This is a genomic window from Nocardia sp. NPDC057663, from assembly GCF_042799895.1.
Lineage (GTDB): Bacteria > Actinomycetota > Actinomycetes > Mycobacteriales > Mycobacteriaceae > Nocardia.
This window is the reverse complement of the sequence record NZ_JBHVHX010000043.1, coordinates 1-17,001: the sequence shown is the minus strand read 5'-3', so window position 1 is coordinate 17,001 and position 17,001 is coordinate 1. Positions and strand designations below refer to the sequence as shown.

General features: G+C 70.4%; 13 protein-coding genes. All 13 read left to right on the top strand.

The features are described 5' to 3' along the window. The first annotated feature begins 376 nt into the window (after positions 1-376). The 13 genes from mraZ (at position 377) to ftsZ (ending at position 16,917) form a co-directional block, all read left to right on the top strand. A complete protein-coding gene (gene mraZ / locus ACFVAV_RS35575) occupies positions 377-808 on the top strand; it encodes a division/cell wall cluster transcriptional repressor MraZ (protein WP_110040885.1) in 432 nt (143 codons plus the stop codon). 219 nt (positions 809-1,027) lie between these two features. Next, a complete protein-coding gene (gene rsmH / locus ACFVAV_RS35570) occupies positions 1,028-2,026 on the top strand; it encodes a 16S rRNA (cytosine(1402)-N(4))-methyltransferase RsmH (protein WP_379040100.1) in 999 nt (332 codons plus the stop codon). Next, complete coding sequence (locus tag ACFVAV_RS35565; RefSeq protein ID WP_379040099.1) at positions 2,023-3,081, top strand: hypothetical protein; 1,059 nt, start codon at positions 2,023-2,025, stop codon at positions 3,079-3,081. The genes rsmH and ACFVAV_RS35565 overlap by 4 nt, the downstream gene beginning before the upstream one ends. Next, complete coding sequence (locus tag ACFVAV_RS35560) at positions 3,078-4,961, top strand: peptidoglycan D,D-transpeptidase FtsI family protein (RefSeq protein ID WP_379040098.1); 1,884 nt, start codon at positions 3,078-3,080, stop codon at positions 4,959-4,961. Before ACFVAV_RS35565 ends, ACFVAV_RS35560 begins: the two co-directional genes overlap by 4 nt. Positions 4,962-5,065: 104 nt before the next feature. Next, positions 5,066-6,658, top strand: coding sequence for a UDP-N-acetylmuramoyl-L-alanyl-D-glutamate--2,6-diaminopimelate ligase (locus ACFVAV_RS35555; protein WP_379040097.1), 1,593 nt, complete (start codon positions 5,066-5,068; stop codon positions 6,656-6,658). Continuing rightward, on the top strand, positions 6,655-8,148 hold the full coding sequence (gene murF / locus ACFVAV_RS35550) for a UDP-N-acetylmuramoyl-tripeptide--D-alanyl-D-alanine ligase (RefSeq protein ID WP_379040096.1): 1,494 nt from the start codon (positions 6,655-6,657) through the stop codon (positions 8,146-8,148). The genes ACFVAV_RS35555 and murF overlap by 4 nt, the downstream gene beginning before the upstream one ends. A 76-nt stretch (positions 8,149-8,224) precedes the next feature. Then, positions 8,225-9,301 carry a phospho-N-acetylmuramoyl-pentapeptide-transferase gene (mraY, locus tag ACFVAV_RS35545; RefSeq protein ID WP_379040095.1) on the top strand — a complete coding sequence of 359 codons (1,077 nt, stop codon included), beginning with the start codon at positions 8,225-8,227 and terminating at the stop codon, positions 9,299-9,301. 50 nt (positions 9,302-9,351) lie between these two features. Then, positions 9,352-10,788, top strand: a complete 1,437-nt coding sequence (gene murD, locus ACFVAV_RS35540) for a UDP-N-acetylmuramoyl-L-alanine--D-glutamate ligase (protein WP_379040103.1) — start codon at positions 9,352-9,354, stop codon at positions 10,786-10,788. Beyond that, positions 10,785-12,203: a putative lipid II flippase FtsW gene (ftsW, locus tag ACFVAV_RS35535; protein WP_379040094.1), complete on the top strand. Its 1,419-nt coding sequence runs from the start codon at positions 10,785-10,787 to the stop codon at positions 12,201-12,203. Before murD ends, ftsW begins: the two co-directional genes overlap by 4 nt. Then, positions 12,200-13,315 carry an undecaprenyldiphospho-muramoylpentapeptide beta-N-acetylglucosaminyltransferase gene (gene murG, locus ACFVAV_RS35530; RefSeq protein WP_378847203.1) on the top strand — a complete coding sequence of 372 codons (1,116 nt, stop codon included), beginning with the start codon at positions 12,200-12,202 and terminating at the stop codon, positions 13,313-13,315. The genes ftsW and murG overlap by 4 nt, the downstream gene beginning before the upstream one ends. Beyond that, positions 13,312-14,814, top strand: a complete 1,503-nt coding sequence (murC, locus tag ACFVAV_RS35525) for a UDP-N-acetylmuramate--L-alanine ligase (protein ID WP_379040092.1) — start codon at positions 13,312-13,314, stop codon at positions 14,812-14,814. The genes murG and murC overlap by 4 nt, the downstream gene beginning before the upstream one ends. An 8-nt stretch (positions 14,815-14,822) precedes the next feature. Continuing rightward, a complete protein-coding gene (locus ACFVAV_RS35520; RefSeq protein WP_379040101.1) occupies positions 14,823-15,500 on the top strand; it encodes a cell division protein FtsQ/DivIB in 678 nt (225 codons plus the stop codon). A gap of 160 nt (positions 15,501-15,660) precedes the next feature. Next, positions 15,661-16,917, top strand: a complete 1,257-nt coding sequence (gene ftsZ, locus ACFVAV_RS35515) for a cell division protein FtsZ (protein ID WP_379040090.1) — start codon at positions 15,661-15,663, stop codon at positions 16,915-16,917. The last annotated feature ends 84 nt before the right edge of the window (positions 16,918-17,001 follow it).

The following is a 17,001-nucleotide window of genomic DNA, read 5'->3' as shown; positions in this document are numbered from 1 at the left end:
CCCGATCGGGTGCGGCGCCGCCTTCGTCCGTCTCCGGTCCCGGCCACCCGCCGGACCGGTGGTCAGGGCGGTTCCCCCACCTTCCCCACCGTTCCCCACCCCGCCCCCGCGCGGCTGTCCGGCGCGCGGCTGCGCCGGTCGCACCTGCGATGTTTGCTGAACGTTGTCGGAACCGCAGGTTGCCGACCCGCGCGGGTTGCCCGAACACGCGATAACCCCGAATCTCGGTGATAGCTGACATGACCTGCGGAATTGTGTTGGCGGGGAGCAGGATCACCCGGGGTTTCGATTGAAAGTGGGGGAAAGTGGGGTAATGTGGGTCGCGCACTACAGGAGAGGCCGTACGGCGAGGTGATCCAGTAGGGAGGTGGCCGAGATGTTTCTCGGTACCTACACCCCCCGATTGGACGACAAAGGGCGACTGACGTTGCCTGCAAAGTTCCGAGACGATCTGGCGGGAGGGTTGATGGTCACGAAAGGTCAAGACCACAGCCTGGCCGTGTATCCAAAAGACGAGTTCACCGCGCTCGCGCGGCGGGCCGCGGCGGCGTCTCGAAGCAATCCGCAGGCAAGGGCTTTCGTCCGAGCGCTGGCGGCGGGCACCGACGAGCAACGTCCGGATGCACAGGGCCGGATCACGCTGTCGCCGGACCATCGACGCTATGCGAACCTCGCGCGAGATTGCGTGGTGATCGGTTCCGTCGACTTCCTCGAGATATGGGACAAGCAGGCGTGGGAGTCCTACCTCGCCGAGCACGAGGAGGACTACGCGCAAGCCAGAGACGAGTCGCTGGGCGGGATCTTCTAGCCCGGAGCACGCGAGTGCTGCGAGGCCTCTGCCCGGGCGTGGACCCTGACGTACTTCCCCGACGCCAGGTGCCGCGCCTCGGTCAGAGACCTCGACGCATTCGCCGGTTCCATCGCAAGGGCGGTGGGGCAGCTTCATTCAGACCGCAATCTCATTCGAAAAGCACTGTGTGGCAAGGCGACCCGTCTGCGACGCGAGGCAGTATCCCGGGAGGTCGAGGTGAACCATGACACCGAGAACCCCCGTCATGTGCCGGTCCTGCTCCAACGCGCGGACGAACTGCTCGGCCCCGCGCTGAGCGAACCGGGCGCCGTCTACATCGACGCGACCCTCGGCCTGGGCGGGCACGCCGAACATTTCCTGCGCACCTATCCGAACGCGCACCTGGTCGGGCTCGACCGCGACACCACCGCGCTGAAACTGGCCGGCGAGCGGCTCGCGCCCTACGCCGACCGGACCACCCTGGTGCACACCCGCTACGACGGGATCGCCGACGCGCTGAGTCAGGCCGGGCTGCCCGAGATCGGTTCCGTGTCAGCGATTCTGATGGACCTCGGGGTGTCGTCGATGCAGCTCGACGAGGCCGATCGCGGCTTCGCCTACTCCGTCGACGCCCCGCTGGACATGCGGATGGACCCGACCACCGGCCCGACCGCCGCCGACGTGCTCAACACCTACAGTCACGGCGACCTGGCCCGGGTGCTGAAAACCTATGGCGACGAACGGTTCGCGGGCAAGATCGCCTCCGAGGTGCTGCGCAGGCGCGCGGTCAAGCCGTTCACCACCAGCGCCGAGCTGGTCGAACTGCTCTACGACACCATCCCGGCCGCGGCGCGGCGCACCGGTGGTCATCCGGCCAAGCGCACGTTCCAGGCCCTGCGGGTGGAGGTCAACGGCGAGCTCGACTCGCTGCGCGCGGCGCTGCCCGCGGCACTGGATTCGCTGCGCGTCGGCGGGCGGATCTGCGTCATGTCGTACCAGTCGCTGGAGGACAGACTGGTCAAGCAGGAGTTCGCGCCACGCATCGTGTCCAGATCACCGATGGACCTGCCGGTCGAATTGCCCGGCATGGGACCGGAATTCCGGATGCTGACCCGGGGTGCGGAGAAAGCGACCGAGTCCGAGATCGAGGTCAACCCGCGATCCGCGCCGGTGCGGATGCGCGCGGCCGAACGGATCGCGGAGAGGTCAGGGAGGACACAGGAGGGGACACGATGAGCGTGCGGACGAGCGCCGTCGCGGTGCCGGGTCGTACGGCCCGTCGCGTCGAGGCAGCCGAACGGGTGAAATCCGGTGCCGCACAGCGGGCCTACGCGCGCAAGCGCACCAGGGAGCAACTGCTCGACGGCATCGAGCTGCCCGAACGGGCATCCACGATGGCCGGGCGGATCCCGTTCGTCACCGCCATCATCGGTCTGCTCGGCTGCGGCCTTGCCCTCACCCTGTTGCTGACCACCCGCGCCGCCGAGGACAGCTACCAGCTCGGCGACGCCAGGGCGGTCAACCGCAAACTCGCCGACGAGCGGGCCGCGCTGCAGCGCGAGGTCGCGGCCGCCGACTCCGCCCCCGAGTTGGCCGCGCGCGCCAGGGAACTGGGCATGATCCCCGCGAAGGACCCGGCCCGCCTGGTGCTCGGTCCCGGCGGTGAGGTCACCGTCATCGGCACGCCGACGCCCGCGCAGGGCGCGCCCGCGCCGCCGCTGAACAGCCCGCCGACCACGACGCCCACTGGTCCGCCCCCTGGACACGTGCAGGCACAGGGGGAGCGGGTGGTTCCGGTGCAGCCGGGCGCCACGCCTGCGAGTCCGGCCACGCCGAGCGGAACGCCGGGGAATGCCCTCGCTTCGCCCGCCGGCCAGGATGGTGCCCCCGCACCGGTCCCCGCCGCCGGCGCTCCGGCACAGGCGCCCGCAGCCGCACCCCAGCCCGCGGTGGCACCGGCGCCCGCGCCGCTCGCCCCGGCTCCGGTCGAAGCGGCGGTGCCCGGTCAGCCCGCGGACGGTCAAGCCCCGGTGGACGGTCAAGCTCCGGCGCCGCTCGCCCCCGCGGCCGGTCGAGCGCCGGTGGACGGCCAGGTTCCGGCACCGGCCGGCCCCGCGCCGGTGACCGTGCCCGACCGGGTCGACGTCGCTACCCGTGCCGAGCAGAGCGCGCCACCGACGCAGGCCGACACGCCGCCGCCCGCCCCGGGTGTCGTGGCCGGACTACCGAGCCCGGCGATCCGGCCGCCGAGTGAGGCGCCGCAGATCGTCGCTCCGGAGGGCAGTCGATGAGGCAGAGCGGGCCCGCGTCGCCACGGCGACGCGGGCCGGTGTCGTCGAGGGCCCGCCGATCGAGCTCGCTCTCGCCGGACCGGCCGATCCGGTTGCGCCTCGGCGTCGGCCGGGTCACCCTGCTGGCCACGCTGGCGGTGGTGGCGTTGCAGCTGCTCTACATCCAGAGCATCGCCGCGCCCGCGCTCTCGGCCCAGGCGGCCTCGCAGCGCACCACCAAGGAGACCGAGGCCGCTGTGCGCGGCCCGATCACCGACCGCAACGGCAACCGGCTCGCCTTCACCATCACCGCGAAAGCGCTGACCTTCCAGCCGGTCCGGGTGCGTCAGCAGCTGGCCGACGCCAAGAAGGCCAAGCCGAGCGCGCCCGATCCGGAGCAGCGGCTGAAGGACATCGCGAAGTTCGTCCACGACAAGCTCGGCGCGGCAGCGCCCAAAGAAGAAGAGCTGCTGGACAAACTGCGCAGCGACAAGACCTTCACCTACCTCGCGCGCAATGTCGATCCGAGGGTGGCCGCTGAGATCGTCGCCAAGTACCCGGAGGTCGGCCAGGAACGCCAGGACCTGCGCGAATACCCCGGTGGGGCGCTGGCGGCCAATGTGGTCGGCGCGACCGGCTGGGACGGGCACGGCCAGATCGGCCTGGAATCCGCGCTGGACTCGGTCCTCGCGGGCACCGACGGTTCGCGCACCTACGACCGCGGCTCCGACGGCGCGGTGATCCCGGGCAGCTACCGGGACCAGCAGCCCGCCGTCAACGGCTACGGCGTGGAGCTGACGCTCGACGAGGACATGCAGTACTTCGTCCAGCAGCAGGTGCAGCAGGCCAAACAGCTGTCCGGCGCGTCCTCGGCCTCGGCGGTGGTGCTCGACGCCAAGACCGGTCAGGTACTGGCCATGGCCAACGACAACACCTTCAATCCCGCCTTGGGGCCGCAGCATTGGGCCTCGGCCGACATGAGCAACCCGTCGGTCGCCGAACCGTTCGAGCCCGGCTCGGTGAACAAGATCGTCACCGCCGCGGCCGCCATCGAATACGGCCTGACCACCCCCGACGAGGTGCTGCAGGTGCCCGGCTCGATCCGGATGTCGGGCGTCACCGTCAACGACGCGTGGCAGCACGGCAGCACGCCGTACACGACCACCGGCATCTTCGGGAAGTCCTCCAACGTGGGCACTCTCATGCTCGCGCAGCGGGTGGGCGAGGACCGCTTCGCCGACATGGTCGACCGCTTCGGCCTGGGCAAGCGCACCGGGATCGGCCTGCCGGGGGAGAGCCCGGGCCAGGTGCCCGCGCGCGACCAGTGGTCCGGCGGCACCTTCGCGAACCTGCCCATCGGCCAGGGTCTTTCGATGACGACGCTGCAGATGACCGGCATGTACCAGGCCATCGCCAACGACGGCCTGCGCATTCCGCCGCGCATCGTCAAGGCGAGGATCGCCCCCGACGGCACCCGCACCGAGGAACTGCAGCCCGACGGCGTGCGCGTGGTGAGCCCGCAGACCGCGAGCACGCTGCGCACCATCTTCCAGGCGACCGTCCAGAAGGACCCGATGGGCTACCAGATGGGCACGGGCGTGCAGGCCGCGATCGAGGGCTACCAGGTGGCGGGCAAGACCGGCACCGCGCAGAAGGTGGACCCGGGCTGCCGCTGCTACTCGACCTCGTCGTTCTACATCACCTTCGCCGGAATGGCGCCGGCCGACAACCCCCGCTACGTGATCGGCATGATGCTCGACGCGCCGGTCCGCAGCTCCGACGGCACCGGTGGCGGGTCGGCCGCGCCGCTGTTCCACACCCTCGCCTCCTGGGCGTTGCAGCGGGACCGGGTGCCGCCGTCGCCGGAGCCCAAGCGGCTGGTGCTGGAGGCCGGGCTCTAACTCCTTCGCCTTGGCACAACCCGCGTTGTCCGTCCGACACCGCGCGTCGGTAACCTGACTGCTCGTCTCGCCCACGCGCTCGATCACTCTCAGAGAGGAGCCTTGTGCCCGCGCAGTCCAGCCCGCACGCGCTCCGGCCGAACACGCCGCCGTCGACGTCGCTGCAGGCCCTGCTGGACCTCACCGGCGCCACGGTGGCGACTCCGGTGACCACCGAAGTGAGCGTCACCGGCATCGAGCAGCGGTCCAATGCCGTGCGCTCCGGTGACCTGTTCGCCGCCCTGCCCGGCGCCAATTCCCACGGAGCGCGGTTCGCCGCCGACGCGATCGATCGTGGCGCGGTGGCGGTGTACACCGATTCCGCGGGTGCCGCCCTGATCGGCGAGGTCGCCGTGCCCGTCCTCGTGCGCGAGCAGCCTCGCGCCGTGCTCGGTGAACTCTCCGCCGAGATCTACGGCCACCCGAGCGACCGGCTGCGCATCGTCGGCATCACCGGCACCTCCGGCAAGACCACCACCTCGTACCTGGTGGAAGCCGGTCTCACCGCGGCGGGCCTGTCCACCGGGCTGATCGGCACCATCGAGACCCGCATCGGCGGCAGGCGGGTGCCCAGCGCGCTCACCACGCCCGAGGCGCCGCAGCTGCACGCGATGTTCGCGGCGATGGTCGAGCAGGGTGTGCAGGCGGTGGTGATGGAGGTGTCCAGCCACGCGCTGGCGCTCGGCCGGGTCGACGGCGTGCGGTTCGCGGTCGGCGCGTTCACCAATCTGTCCCAGGACCACCTCGACTTCCATGCCGACTTCGAGGACTACTTCGCCGCGAAACGCAAACTCTTCGAAGCGGATTCGCCGGTCGCCGCGCGCACCGCGGTGATCTGCGTCGACGACGAGTGGGGCACCCGGCTCGCCGGTGACCTGACCGCGCCGGTCACGGTGTCGACCGTCGGCCAGGCCACCTGGCAGGTCGCCGGTGACGTGCAGGCCACCGGCGGTGAGCAGGAGTTCACCGCGGCCGGACCCGACGGCGAACTCACCGTGCGGCTGCGGCTGCCCGGCCGCTACAACGTCGCCAACGCGCTGCTCGCCGTCGCGACCTGCGCGGCGGCCGGTGTCGATCCCGCCGTCGCGGCGCCCGCGCTGGCCTCCGTCGACGTGCCGGGCCGGATGCAGCGGGTCGAGCGCGGCCAGGACTTCCTGGCCGTCGTCGACTACGCGCACAAGCCCGCCGCCGTCGAATCGGTCGTCGCCACCCTGCGCGGTCACCTCACCGAGGCCGGGCACGGCAGGCTGGCCGTCGTCGTCGGCGCCGGTGGCGACCGCGACGCGGCCAAGCGCCCGCTGATGGGCGCGGCCGCCGCACGCGGCGCCGACCTGCTGATCGTCACCGACGACAATCCCCGCACCGAGGACCCCGCGGCCATCAGAGCCGCCGTGGTGGCCGGTGCGCACGAACTCCCGGCCACCGACCGCGGCGAGATCCGCGAGATCGGTGACCGCGCGGCGGCCATCGCCGCTGCCCTCGCCTGGGCGCGTTCCGGCGACGTGGTGCTCATCGCGGGCAAGGGCCACGAGGCGGGTCAGGAGATCCAGGGCGTCAAGCATCCCTTCGACGACCGCGAGGTGGTCGCGACGGCGCTGGAAACCCTGCAGACACGACACAGTCCGCAGACGGACTCGGAGGACTTGACGGTTTCATGATCGAGATGACACTGCGGGAGATCGCGGACGTCGTCGGCGGCGAGCTGCACGACGTACCCGACCCTCAGGCACTGGTGACCGGTTCGGTCGAATTCGATTCGCGCCGAATCGGTTCCGGCGATCTGTTCCTCGCGCTGCCGGGCGCCAACTCCGACGGACACGACTACGCCGCCGCCGCGGTCGCCGCGGGCGCGGTCGCCGTGCTGGCGGCCCGGCCGGTCGGTGTGCCCGCGATCGTCGTCGCGCCGGACCGCGGCTCGGTGCCCGCGACCTCGGTCGCGCTGAGCCACGACGACGACGGCTCCGGCGCTGCCGTGCTGGCGGCACTGGCCGCGCTGGCCCGGGCGAGCACGCAGCGGCTGGCCGAGCGCACCGGGCTCACCGTCGTCGGGGTCACCGGGTCCTCCGGCAAGACCTCGACCAAGGACCTGCTGGCCGCTGTGCTGGCGCCGCTGGGCCCGGTCGTCGCCCCGCCCGGCTCGTTCAACAACGAACTCGGGCACCCGTGGACCGCCCTGCGCGCGGACCTGGACACCAAGTTCCTCGCGCTCGAGCTCTCGGCCCGCGGCCCCGGCCACATCGCCGCGCTGGCCAGGATCGCGCCGCCGCGCATCGGTGTCGTGCTCAATGTCGGCACCGCGCACCTGGGTGAGTTCGGCAGCCGCGAGGCGATCGCCAGAACCAAGGGCGAGCTGGTCGAGGCGCTGCCCGCCGACGGGCTGGCCGTGCTCAACGCCGACGACCCGAATGTCGCCGCCATGGCGCCGCGGACCAAGGCCCGCGTGGTGAAGGTCGGCCTGTCCGGTGACGCCGACGTGCGCGCCACCGGCGTGGTCACCGACGAGCAGGCCCGCGCCCGGTTCACCCTGCACGCGGGCGGGCAGTCCGTACCGGTGCAGCTGGCCGTGCACGGCGAGCACCACGTCGGCAACGCGCTGGCCGCGGCCGCCGTCGCGCTGGAATGCGGTGCCGACCTGGCGACGATCGCGCAGGCGCTGGCCGGCGCGGGCGCGGCCTCGGCGCGCCGGATGGACGTGCGGACCACCGCCGAGGGCGTCACCGTCATCAACGACTCCTACAACGCCAATCCCGATTCGGTGCGGGCCGCGCTCAAAGCGCTGGTCACCCTCGCCAAGACGGGCGACGAGCCGCGCCGCAGCTGGGCCGTGCTCGGCGAGATGGGCGAACTCGGCGACGACTCGGTGATCGAACACGACGCGATCGGACGGCTGGCGGTACGCCTGGATGTCGACCGGTTGATCGTGGTCGGCACCGGACGGCCATCCCGGGGGATGCACCAGGGTGCGGTGATGGAAGGCTCATGGGGCGAGGAGTCGGTCCTCGTACCCGATATCGACGCGGCGATCGCGCTGCTCGACGACGAGATCGCCACCGGCGATGTGGTACTGGTCAAGGCGTCGAAGGCGGTCGGCCTGTGGGCCGTCGCCGAGCACCTGACCGGGGCAGGGGAAGGTAACACGGCTCAATGAGTGAGCGTAGCGAACGAGTCATGAACACAGCGGCCATCGGCCTTACGACGGAGCCGAGCGTCAGCGAGGCGCAGTCGTGAGGCAAATTCTGTTCGCGGCTGGGATCGCACTGGCGGTGTCGATCCTGTTGACGCCGTTGCTGATCCGGGTCTTCGCCAGACAGGGCTTCGGCCAGGAGATCCGGGTCGACGGCCCGGCCAGTCACCAGGCCAAGCGCGGCACCCCGACCATGGGTGGTGTCGCCATCCTGATCGGCATGTGGGCCGGTTACCTCGGCTCGCACCTGATCGGCATCGGCTACGACGCCGAGGGCCCGACGGCCTCGGGTCTGCTGGTGCTCGGCCTCACCACCGCGCTGGGCGTGGTCGGCTTCCTCGACGACTTCATCAAGTTGCGCAAGCAGCGCAATCTCGGACTCTCGGCCGCGGGCAAGTACATCGGTCAGACCGCGGCGGCAGTGATCTTCGCCGTCCTCGTGCTGCAGTTCCGCAACACGGATGGGTTGACGCCCGGCAGTAAGCACATCTCCTATGTGCGCGACTGGTCGACGTTCTCGATGGGCGCCATCGTGTTCGTCATCATGGTGTGCGTCCTCGTGGCCGCGTGGTCGAACGCGGTCAACCTGACCGACGGCCTCGACGGCCTCGCCGCCGGTTCGATGAGCATGGTGCTCGGTGCGTACGTGATCATCACGTTCTGGCAGTACCGCAATGCCTGCGCCGTGAACCCCGAAGCGGGCTGCTACAACGTGCGCGACCCGCTGGACCTCGCGCTGGTCTGTGCGGCCGCGGCCGCCGCGTGCATCGGCTTCCTGTGGTGGAACGCCGCGCCCGCCAAGATCTTCATGGGTGACACCGGATCGCTGGCGCTGGGCGGCATGCTCGCCGGGCTGTCCATCACCACCCGCACCGAGCTGCTGATGGTCGTCATCGGCGCGCTGTTCGTCGCCGAGGCGGCGTCGGTAGTGTTGCAGGTGGCGGTGTACCGCACCACCCGCAACCGGTTGTTCAAGATGGCGCCGTTCCATCACCACTTCGAATTGAGCAAGTGGGCGGAAACCACGGTGATCATCAGATTCTGGATCCTGGCAGGCATCGCCGCCGCCGTGGGTCTCGGGCTGTTCTACAGCGAATATCTCTCGCAGGTCGGGTGAGGACGAACATGGTCGAACACTCTCCCCGCGCCCTCCGCTCGCCGGGCCCCATGCTCGAATTCCTGCGTGGTCGTGACGTTCTCGTCGCCGGTTGGGGCGTCTCCGGGCGCTCACTGATCGAACCGCTGCGCGATATCGGCGCGCACCCGGTAGTCACCGACTCCGGCGCCAAGGCGCTGGCCGAGGCCGCCGAACTGGGGCTCGAGGTCGCCACCAGCGTCGAGCTGGAACGTGCCGACCTGAGCCGGTTCGCGCTGGTCATTACCAGCCCGGGCTGGCGGCCCGACTCGCCGGTGCTGGTCTCCGCCGTCACCGAGGGCATCCCGGTCTGGGGTGACGTCGAATTCGCCTGGTGGGTCGATCAGGCCAGGATCTACGGTCCGGTCCGCAAGTGGCTGGTGATCACCGGTACCAACGGCAAGACCACCACCACCCAGATGACGCACTCGATCCTGCGCGCCGCCGGCATCTCCAGCGTGGCCTGCGGCAATATCGGCCTGCCCATCCTGGACGCGCTGCGCCGCAATCCGGGTCCACAGGTGCTCGCCGTCGAGCTGTCCTCGTTCCAGCTGCACTGGGCGCCGTCGGTGCGCCCGGAAGCGGGCGTGGTGCTCAATGTCGCCGAGGACCACCTCGACTGGCACGGCGGCCTCGACGCCTACGCCGCCGCCAAGGCCCGCGCGCTGACCGGACGGGTCGGCGTCGTCGGCCTCGACGATCCGGTCGCGGCGTCGCTGGCCCGCAAGGCCAAGGCGCGGCGCACGGTCGGCTTCCGGATCGGCGTGCCCGCCGACGGCGAACTGGGCGTGGTCGACGGCAAGCTGCTCGACCGCGCGTTCACCAAGGCCGCCATCCTCGCCGAGACCTCCGACATCAGCCCGCCGGGCCCGGCAGGCATCGCCGATGCCCTCGCCGCCTCCGCGCTGACCAGGGCGATCGACGTGGCGCCGCAGTTCGTGAAGGAAGGCCTCGCCGAGCACAAGGTGGGCCCGCACCGCACCGCGTTCGTGCGCGAACTGGGCGGTGTCGAGTTCATCGACGACTCCAAGGCCACCAACCCGCACGCCGCGCGCGCCGCGATCATGGCGCACCCGCACGTGGTGTGGGTGGCGGGCGGTCTGCTCAAGGGCGCGAGCGTCGACGATCTCATCGAGGAAGTGGGCGACCGGTTGGTCGGCGCGGTCCTGTTCGGGGCCGACGCGCCGGTGATCGCCGCCGCATTGGCGCGACACGCACCCGAAGTCCCGGTCATCGAGCTGGATGCGGGAGACGATGCAGACATGGAGTCGTCGAGATCCCAGCGTGCCGAAGCGGTCATGGGCCGCGCGGTCCGCGCCGCGGCGGGCCTGGCCCGCGCCGGAGACACCGTGTTGCTCGCTCCCGCGGCTGCCTCCCTGGACATGTACGACGACTACACCCACCGCGGACGCTGCTTCGTGGATGCGGTGACGGCACTGGAAGACGGTGACATCGGGCGGGCACTATGACCGAGGCGCGGCGAACGGGATGGGCGGGGGAGCGCTTCGGCGCTTGGTTGGCCCGTCCGCTCGCGTCCTTTCATCTGATCGTCACCATCGCGACCCTGCTGACCGTGCTCGGTCTGGTCATGGTGCTGTCGGCGTCGAGTGTCGAGGCCTATACCGGTGGCGGTTCGGCGTACTCGCTGTTCATCCAGCAGGCCATGTTCGCCGCGCTCGGCGCCGTCGCGTTCTACACCGCGCTGCGGCTGCCGCTGCGGTTGCTGCGGCAGTGGTCGTTCCCGATCTTCAGCATCTCGGTGCTCGCCCTGGTACTGGTGCTGATCCCCGGCATCGGCGCCGTCCACGGTGGCGCCCGGCGCTGGTTCGACATCGGCCCGCTGTCCATCCAGCCGTCCGAGGTCGTCAAGGTGACGCTGGTGGTGTGGGGCGCGCATCTGCTGGCGTCCCGGCGTGGCGCCCATCTCAAGGACATCCTGGTGCCGCTGGTGCCCGCCGGGCTGCTGGTGTGTCTGCTGGTGGTGCTCGAACCGAACCTGTCGACGACGATCGCGCTGGGCATCGTGCTGATGGCGCTGCTGTGGTTCGGCGGGCTGCCGGTGCGGTTGTTCGTCGGGATCATGGTCAGCGGGGTGGTCGTCGCGTCGGTGCTGGCGTTGTCGGCCGGCTATCGCTCCGACCGGGTGCGCGCGTTCTTCAACCCCGGTGACGACCCGCAGGGCGTCAATTACCAGGCGCGCCAAGCCAAGTACTCCCTCGCCGACGGTGGCATCCTGGGCCGCGGGCTCGGGCAGAGCCGTGCCAAGTGGAGCTACCTGCCCAATTCGCACAACGACTTCATCTTCGCCATCATCGGCGAGGAACTCGGCTTCCTCGGGTGCATGGCGGTGCTGGCGCTGCTGGCGATGTTCGTCTACGCCGGGATCCGGATCGCGCTCCGCTCGGTCGACCCGTTCCTGCGCCTGCTCACCGCCACCGCCACCACGTGGATCACCGCGCAGGCGCTGATCAATATCGGCTATGTCGTCGGGCTGCTCCCGGTGACCGGATTGCAGCTGCCGCTGGTTTCGGCGGGTGGTTCGTCGCTGGCGATCACGCTGTTCATGTTCGGCATCATCGCCAGCGCCGCCCGGCACGAACCGGAAGCGGTGTCGGCGTTGCAATCCGGCCAGGACGGGAGGCTCAGCCGGCTGCTGCGCCTGCCGATCCCCGAGGTGTACACCCCGGCCAGAGCCGATACGCCGCGCAAGTCCGCCGCGCGCGGCAAAGCCGAACGCCCCCGCCAGGCGCCCCGCCGTCAGCCGCCCGCCGAGCGCAGGCGACGCACGCCGCAGAGCCGCGGCACCAATTCGCTACGGTCGACCCGAGCATGGGAACCGACCTATCCGATGCCACACGCGAAAGAACGAGGTAGATCCAGGTGAGTCACCCGCGCACCGGGTTGTCGGTGATCGTCGCAGGCGGCGGCACGGCCGGCCATATCGAACCCGCGCTGGCCGTCGCCGACGCGCTGCGCAAGCTCGACGATTCGATCCGGGTGACCGCGCTGGGAACCGAGCGCGGTCTCGAGACCAAGCTCGTCCCCGAACGCGGGTACCCGCTGGAGCTGATCCCGCCGGTGCCGTTGCCGCGTAAGCCCTCCGCCGACCTGCTGCGCCTGCCCGGCCGGGTGCGCGCCTCGGTGAAGCGGACCAGGGCCGTCATCGACGAGGTCGAGGCCGACGTGATCATCGGCTTCGGCGGCTACGTCGCGCTGCCCGCCTACCTCGCCGCGCGCGGCGGGCTGTTCGGCCGCAAGCGCGCCGTGCCGGTGGTGGTGCACGAGGCCAATGCCAAGGCGGGCATCGCGAACAAGGTCGGCGCCAAGCTGGCCGCGAAGGTGCTTGCCGCCGTTCCTGATTCCGGACTGGCGAACGCGCAGGTCGTCGGGATTCCGGTCCGCGACTCCATCACCGGACTCGACCGCCCCGCCCTGCGCGCGCAGGCCCGCGCCCACTTCGGCCTGCCCGCCGAGGGCCCGGTCCTGCTGGTGTTCGGTGGTTCGCAGGGCGCGCGCAGCCTCAACGAGGCCGTCTCCGGCGCCGCGCCGCAGCTGGCCGCCGCCGGGATCTCGGTCCTGCACGCGCACGGACCCAAGAACAGCGTCGAGGTGAGCACCGCCGACGCGGACGCGCCCTACGTCGCGGTGCCGTACCTGTCCCGGATGGACCTGGCCTACGCCGCCGCCGACGCGGTGGTGTGCCGCTCCGGCGCGATGACCGTGGCCGAGGTGTCGGCGGTCGGGCTGCCCGCGTTCTACGTGCCGCTGCCGCACGGCAACGGCGAACAGGAGTTCAATGCCAGGCCCGTGGTCGCCCAGGGAGGTGGCAGAATTGTCGCCGACGCCGACCTGACCCCGAAATACGTGATCGATGAGGTGATTCCGCTGCTGCTCGACCCTGCTCGACTCGCCGAGATGAGCCGTGCCGCCGCAGGCGCAGGCCATCGCGACGCTGCCGACACGGTGGCCAGGATCGTCACCGAGGTCGCCCGATGAGCGGCATCAGCGAGGCCGCCGGCACCGGGCTGCCGCCCGAGCTCGAACGGGTGCACATGGTCGGGATCGGTGGCGCGGGCATGTCCGGCATCGCCCGGATCCTGCTGTCGCGCGGTGGCGCGGTGTCCGGGTCCGATGCCCGCGAGAGCCGCGGCGTGCTGTCGCTGCGGGCGCGCGGCGCGCAGGTCCGTATCGGCCACGACGCCGACGCGCTCGACCTGCTGCCCGGCGGCCCGACGGTCGTCGTCACCACCTACGCCGCCATCCCGAAGACCAACCCCGAACTGGTCGAGGCGAATCGGCGCCACATCCCCGTGCTGCTGCGCCCGACCGTGCTCGCCGCGCTGATGCGCGGGCACAAGACGCTGCTGGTCTCGGGCACCCACGGCAAGACGTCGACCACCTCGATGCTGATCGTGTCGCTGCAGCACTGCGGCGCCGATCCGTCGTTCGCGGTCGGCGGTGAGCTCAACGAGGCGGGCACCAACGCCCACCACGGCAGCGGTGACATCTTCGTCGCCGAGGCCGACGAGTCCGACGGCTCACTGCTGCAATACGACCCGGACGTCGCCGTGGTCACCAATATCGAGTCCGATCACCTGGACTTCTTCGGCACCGACGAGGCCTACGTCCAGGTGTTCGACGACTTCGCCGACCGGCTCGCCCCCGGCGGCCTGCTGGTGGTGTGCCTGGACGATCCCGGCTCGCTCGCGCTGGCGCATCGCGTCGCGCCCCGGATGGCGGAGCGTGGCGTCGAGGTCCTCGGCTACGGCTCCGGCGACCTGACCGACGCCCCGGTCACGGTCGGCGCGCGGCTGATCGACTGGCAGCCGCGCGATGTCGGCGGCATCATCGAGTTCCAGCTGGCGGGGGAGACCACCCCGCGCACGGTGCGGCTGTCGGTGCCGGGCAGGCACATGGCGCTCAACGCGCTGGCCGCGCTGCTGGCGGCCAGGGCCACCGGCGCCGATGTCGACGAGATCGTGCAGGGGCTGGAGGGTTTCGGCGGCGTGCACCGCCGGTTCCAGTTCACCGGCCGGGAGAACGGCGTGCGCGTCTTCGACGACTACGCCCACCATCCCACCGAGGTGCGCGCCGTGCTCGAGGCCGCGGCCCAGCTCGTCGCCCAGGAGGCGCGTGACGGCGCCCGCACCCGGCGCGGTCAGGTGATCGTGGTGTTCCAGCCGCATCTGTACAGCCGCACCGCCACCTTCGCCACCGAGTTCGGCACCGCGCTGAGCCTGGCCGACGAGGTGGTCGTGCTCGACGTCTACGGCGCCCGCGAGGAGCCGCTGCCCGGTGTGAACGGTGCGCTGGTGGCCCAGGCGGTGACCAGTCCGGTGCACTACCAACCGGATATGTCGAAGGTGGGCAGGCAGGTCGCCGGTCTGGCCCAGCCCGGCGACGTGGTGATCACCATGGGCGCCGGCGACGTCACCATGCTCGGCAGCCAGATCCTCGACGGTTTGCGGGCCCGGCCCCAGCAGGGCGGCCGGTGAGATTGCCGATGCCCGCCGCGCGCGGGTGGCACGGCTACCGGATCTGGACGGTGGTCGGTCTGCTCGTGGTGACGGTGCTCGTCGTCCTGGCCTGGTTCACGCCCGTGCTGTCGGTGCGCACCGTGCGTGTCGACGGTGTGGCGGCGGTGTCCCAGGCGGAGGTCCGCGGGCGGCTCGAAATCCCGGACGGCCGTTCGATGTTGCGCATCGATACCACCGCGATCGCCCAGCGGGTCGCCGCGATCCCGACGGTGCGCTCGGTCCGGGTGCAGCGCAAGTTCCCGTCCACCGTGCTGGTGACAGTGGTGGAACGAACACCGGTGCTGTACATCGAATCACCGGACGGCGCGCACCTGATCGACGCCGAGAGTGTCGAATTCGCGATCGAGCACGCGTCACCGATCGGGGTGCCCAAGTTGATCACCGAGGGCTCCTTCACGGGGCCCGCGGCGGCCAAGGCTGCTGTGGATGTGCTGGTCACGCTGCCGCCCGCGCTGTTGGTGCAGGTGGGTGAGGTTGTCGCACGGTCGATTTCGGACGTCTCACTGAACCTTCGTGACGGTCGGAAGGTAGTGTGGGGCAGCACGGGCGACGGCGAGCGCAAAGCTGCCGTCGTGTTGCCGCTGCTGACCCGTGAGGGGACCGTGTTCGACGTGTCGAGTCCGAATCTGGTCACGGTAAAGTGAGCGACACTCTTTGTGGCACAAGATTCTGGCTCTCGTCTCGGCGCGCCTGCGCCGGGATCGCAGTGGCTGCGAATAGCGTTCCGCAGCAGTCGGATACTTGACATAACGCCAACCCTATGGTTGAGGTTGAGGGTTTAAGATCGAAGGAAGGCGAGAGCCCATGACGCCCCCGCACAACTACCTTGCAGTGATCAAGGTCGTCGGTATCGGCGGCGGCGGCGTGAACGCCGTCAACCGAATGATCGAACAGGGACTCAAGGGAGTCGAGTTCATCGCGGTCAATACCGACGCACAGGCCCTGCTGATGAGCGATGCCGACGTCAAGCTGGATGTCGGTCGTGAGTTGACCCGCGGTCTCGGCGCAGGCGCCGATCCGGAAGTCGGCCGCAAGGCCGCCGAAGACCACAAGGACGAGATCGAAGAGGTGCTCAAGGGCGCCGACATGGTCTTCGTCACCGCGGGTGAAGGTGGTGGCACCGGTACCGGTGGTGCCCCCGTCGTCGCCAGCATCGCCCGCAAACTGGGCGCGCTGACCATAGGTGTCGTGACCCGGCCGTTCTCGTTCGAGGGCAAACGGCGTGGGAACCAGGCCGAGGTGGGTATCAACCTGCTTCGCGAGTCGTGCGACACCCTCATCGTCATCCCGAACGACCGGCTGCTGCAGCTGGGCGACGCGGCGGTGAGCCTGATGGACGCGTTCCGGTCCGCCGACGAGGTGCTCCTCAACGGTGTGCAGGGCATCACCGACCTGATCACCACCCCGGGTCTGATCAATGTCGACTTCGCCGACGTCAAGAGCGTCATGTCGGGCGCGGGCTCGGCACTGATGGGCATCGGCTCGGCGCGCGGCGAGGGCCGCTCGGTGAAAGCGGCCGAGACGGCGATCAATTCACCGCTGCTCGAGGCGTCGATGGACGGCGCGCACGGCGTGCTGCTCTCCATCGCGGGCGGCTCCGATCTCGGTCTGTTCGAGATCAACGAGGCGGCCTCGCTGGTGCAGGAGGCGGCTCACATCGAGGCCAACATCATCTTCGGTACCGTCATCGACGATTCGCTCGGCGACGAAGTCAGGGTCACCGTGATCGCGGCAGGCTTCGACGGTGGTGGACCGTCGCGGCGGTCGTTCGAGACCAACGTCAGCTCTGCGCGCAACGGGACCAACCCGATCGGTTCGGGCCGGGCAGGCGAGGTCGGCCAGGCGCGCGGCGAGGCGCCCGCGCGCGCCACCGAACCCGCCACCAGCGGGGTGTCGACCGGCCGCACCAGCGCGCCGAGCTACCGGGATACCGAGCGGTACCGGGAATCCGAGCGTCAGCGGGTCACCGAACGGGCGATGAACCAGGTGAACAATCCCGAACAGCGTGACGACGGCGACGATGACGACGACATCGAAGTGCCGATCTTCATGCGTCGATAGGCAGACAACGAGAAGCGGGCGCCGCCCCCGGTGGTCGGTGGGGGGTTCGGTTTGGGGGTGTCCGCATGCGAGGCACACGAGATA

Bases quoted from the DNA above. Each gene is read 5' to 3' on its own strand.
- murC (WP_379040092.1), top strand. From the start codon at position 13,312: ATGAGCGGCATCAGCGAGGCCGCCGGCACCGGGCTGCCGCCCGAGCTC.
- murF (WP_379040096.1), top strand. From the start codon at position 6,655: ATGATCGAGATGACACTGCGGGAGATCGCGGACGTCGTCGGCGGCGAG.
- ACFVAV_RS35560 (WP_379040098.1), top strand. From the start codon at position 3,078: ATGAGGCAGAGCGGGCCCGCGTCGCCACGGCGACGCGGGCCGGTGTCG.
- ACFVAV_RS35565 (WP_379040099.1), top strand. From the start codon at position 2,023: ATGAGCGTGCGGACGAGCGCCGTCGCGGTGCCGGGTCGTACGGCCCGT.
- murD (WP_379040103.1), top strand. From the start codon at position 9,352: ATGCTCGAATTCCTGCGTGGTCGTGACGTTCTCGTCGCCGGTTGGGGC.
- ACFVAV_RS35520 (WP_379040101.1), top strand. From the start codon at position 14,823: ATGCCCGCCGCGCGCGGGTGGCACGGCTACCGGATCTGGACGGTGGTC.
- ftsW (WP_379040094.1), top strand. From the start codon at position 10,785: ATGACCGAGGCGCGGCGAACGGGATGGGCGGGGGAGCGCTTCGGCGCT.
- mraZ (WP_110040885.1), top strand. From the start codon at position 377: ATGTTTCTCGGTACCTACACCCCCCGATTGGACGACAAAGGGCGACTG.
- ftsZ (WP_379040090.1), top strand. From the start codon at position 15,661: ATGACGCCCCCGCACAACTACCTTGCAGTGATCAAGGTCGTCGGTATC.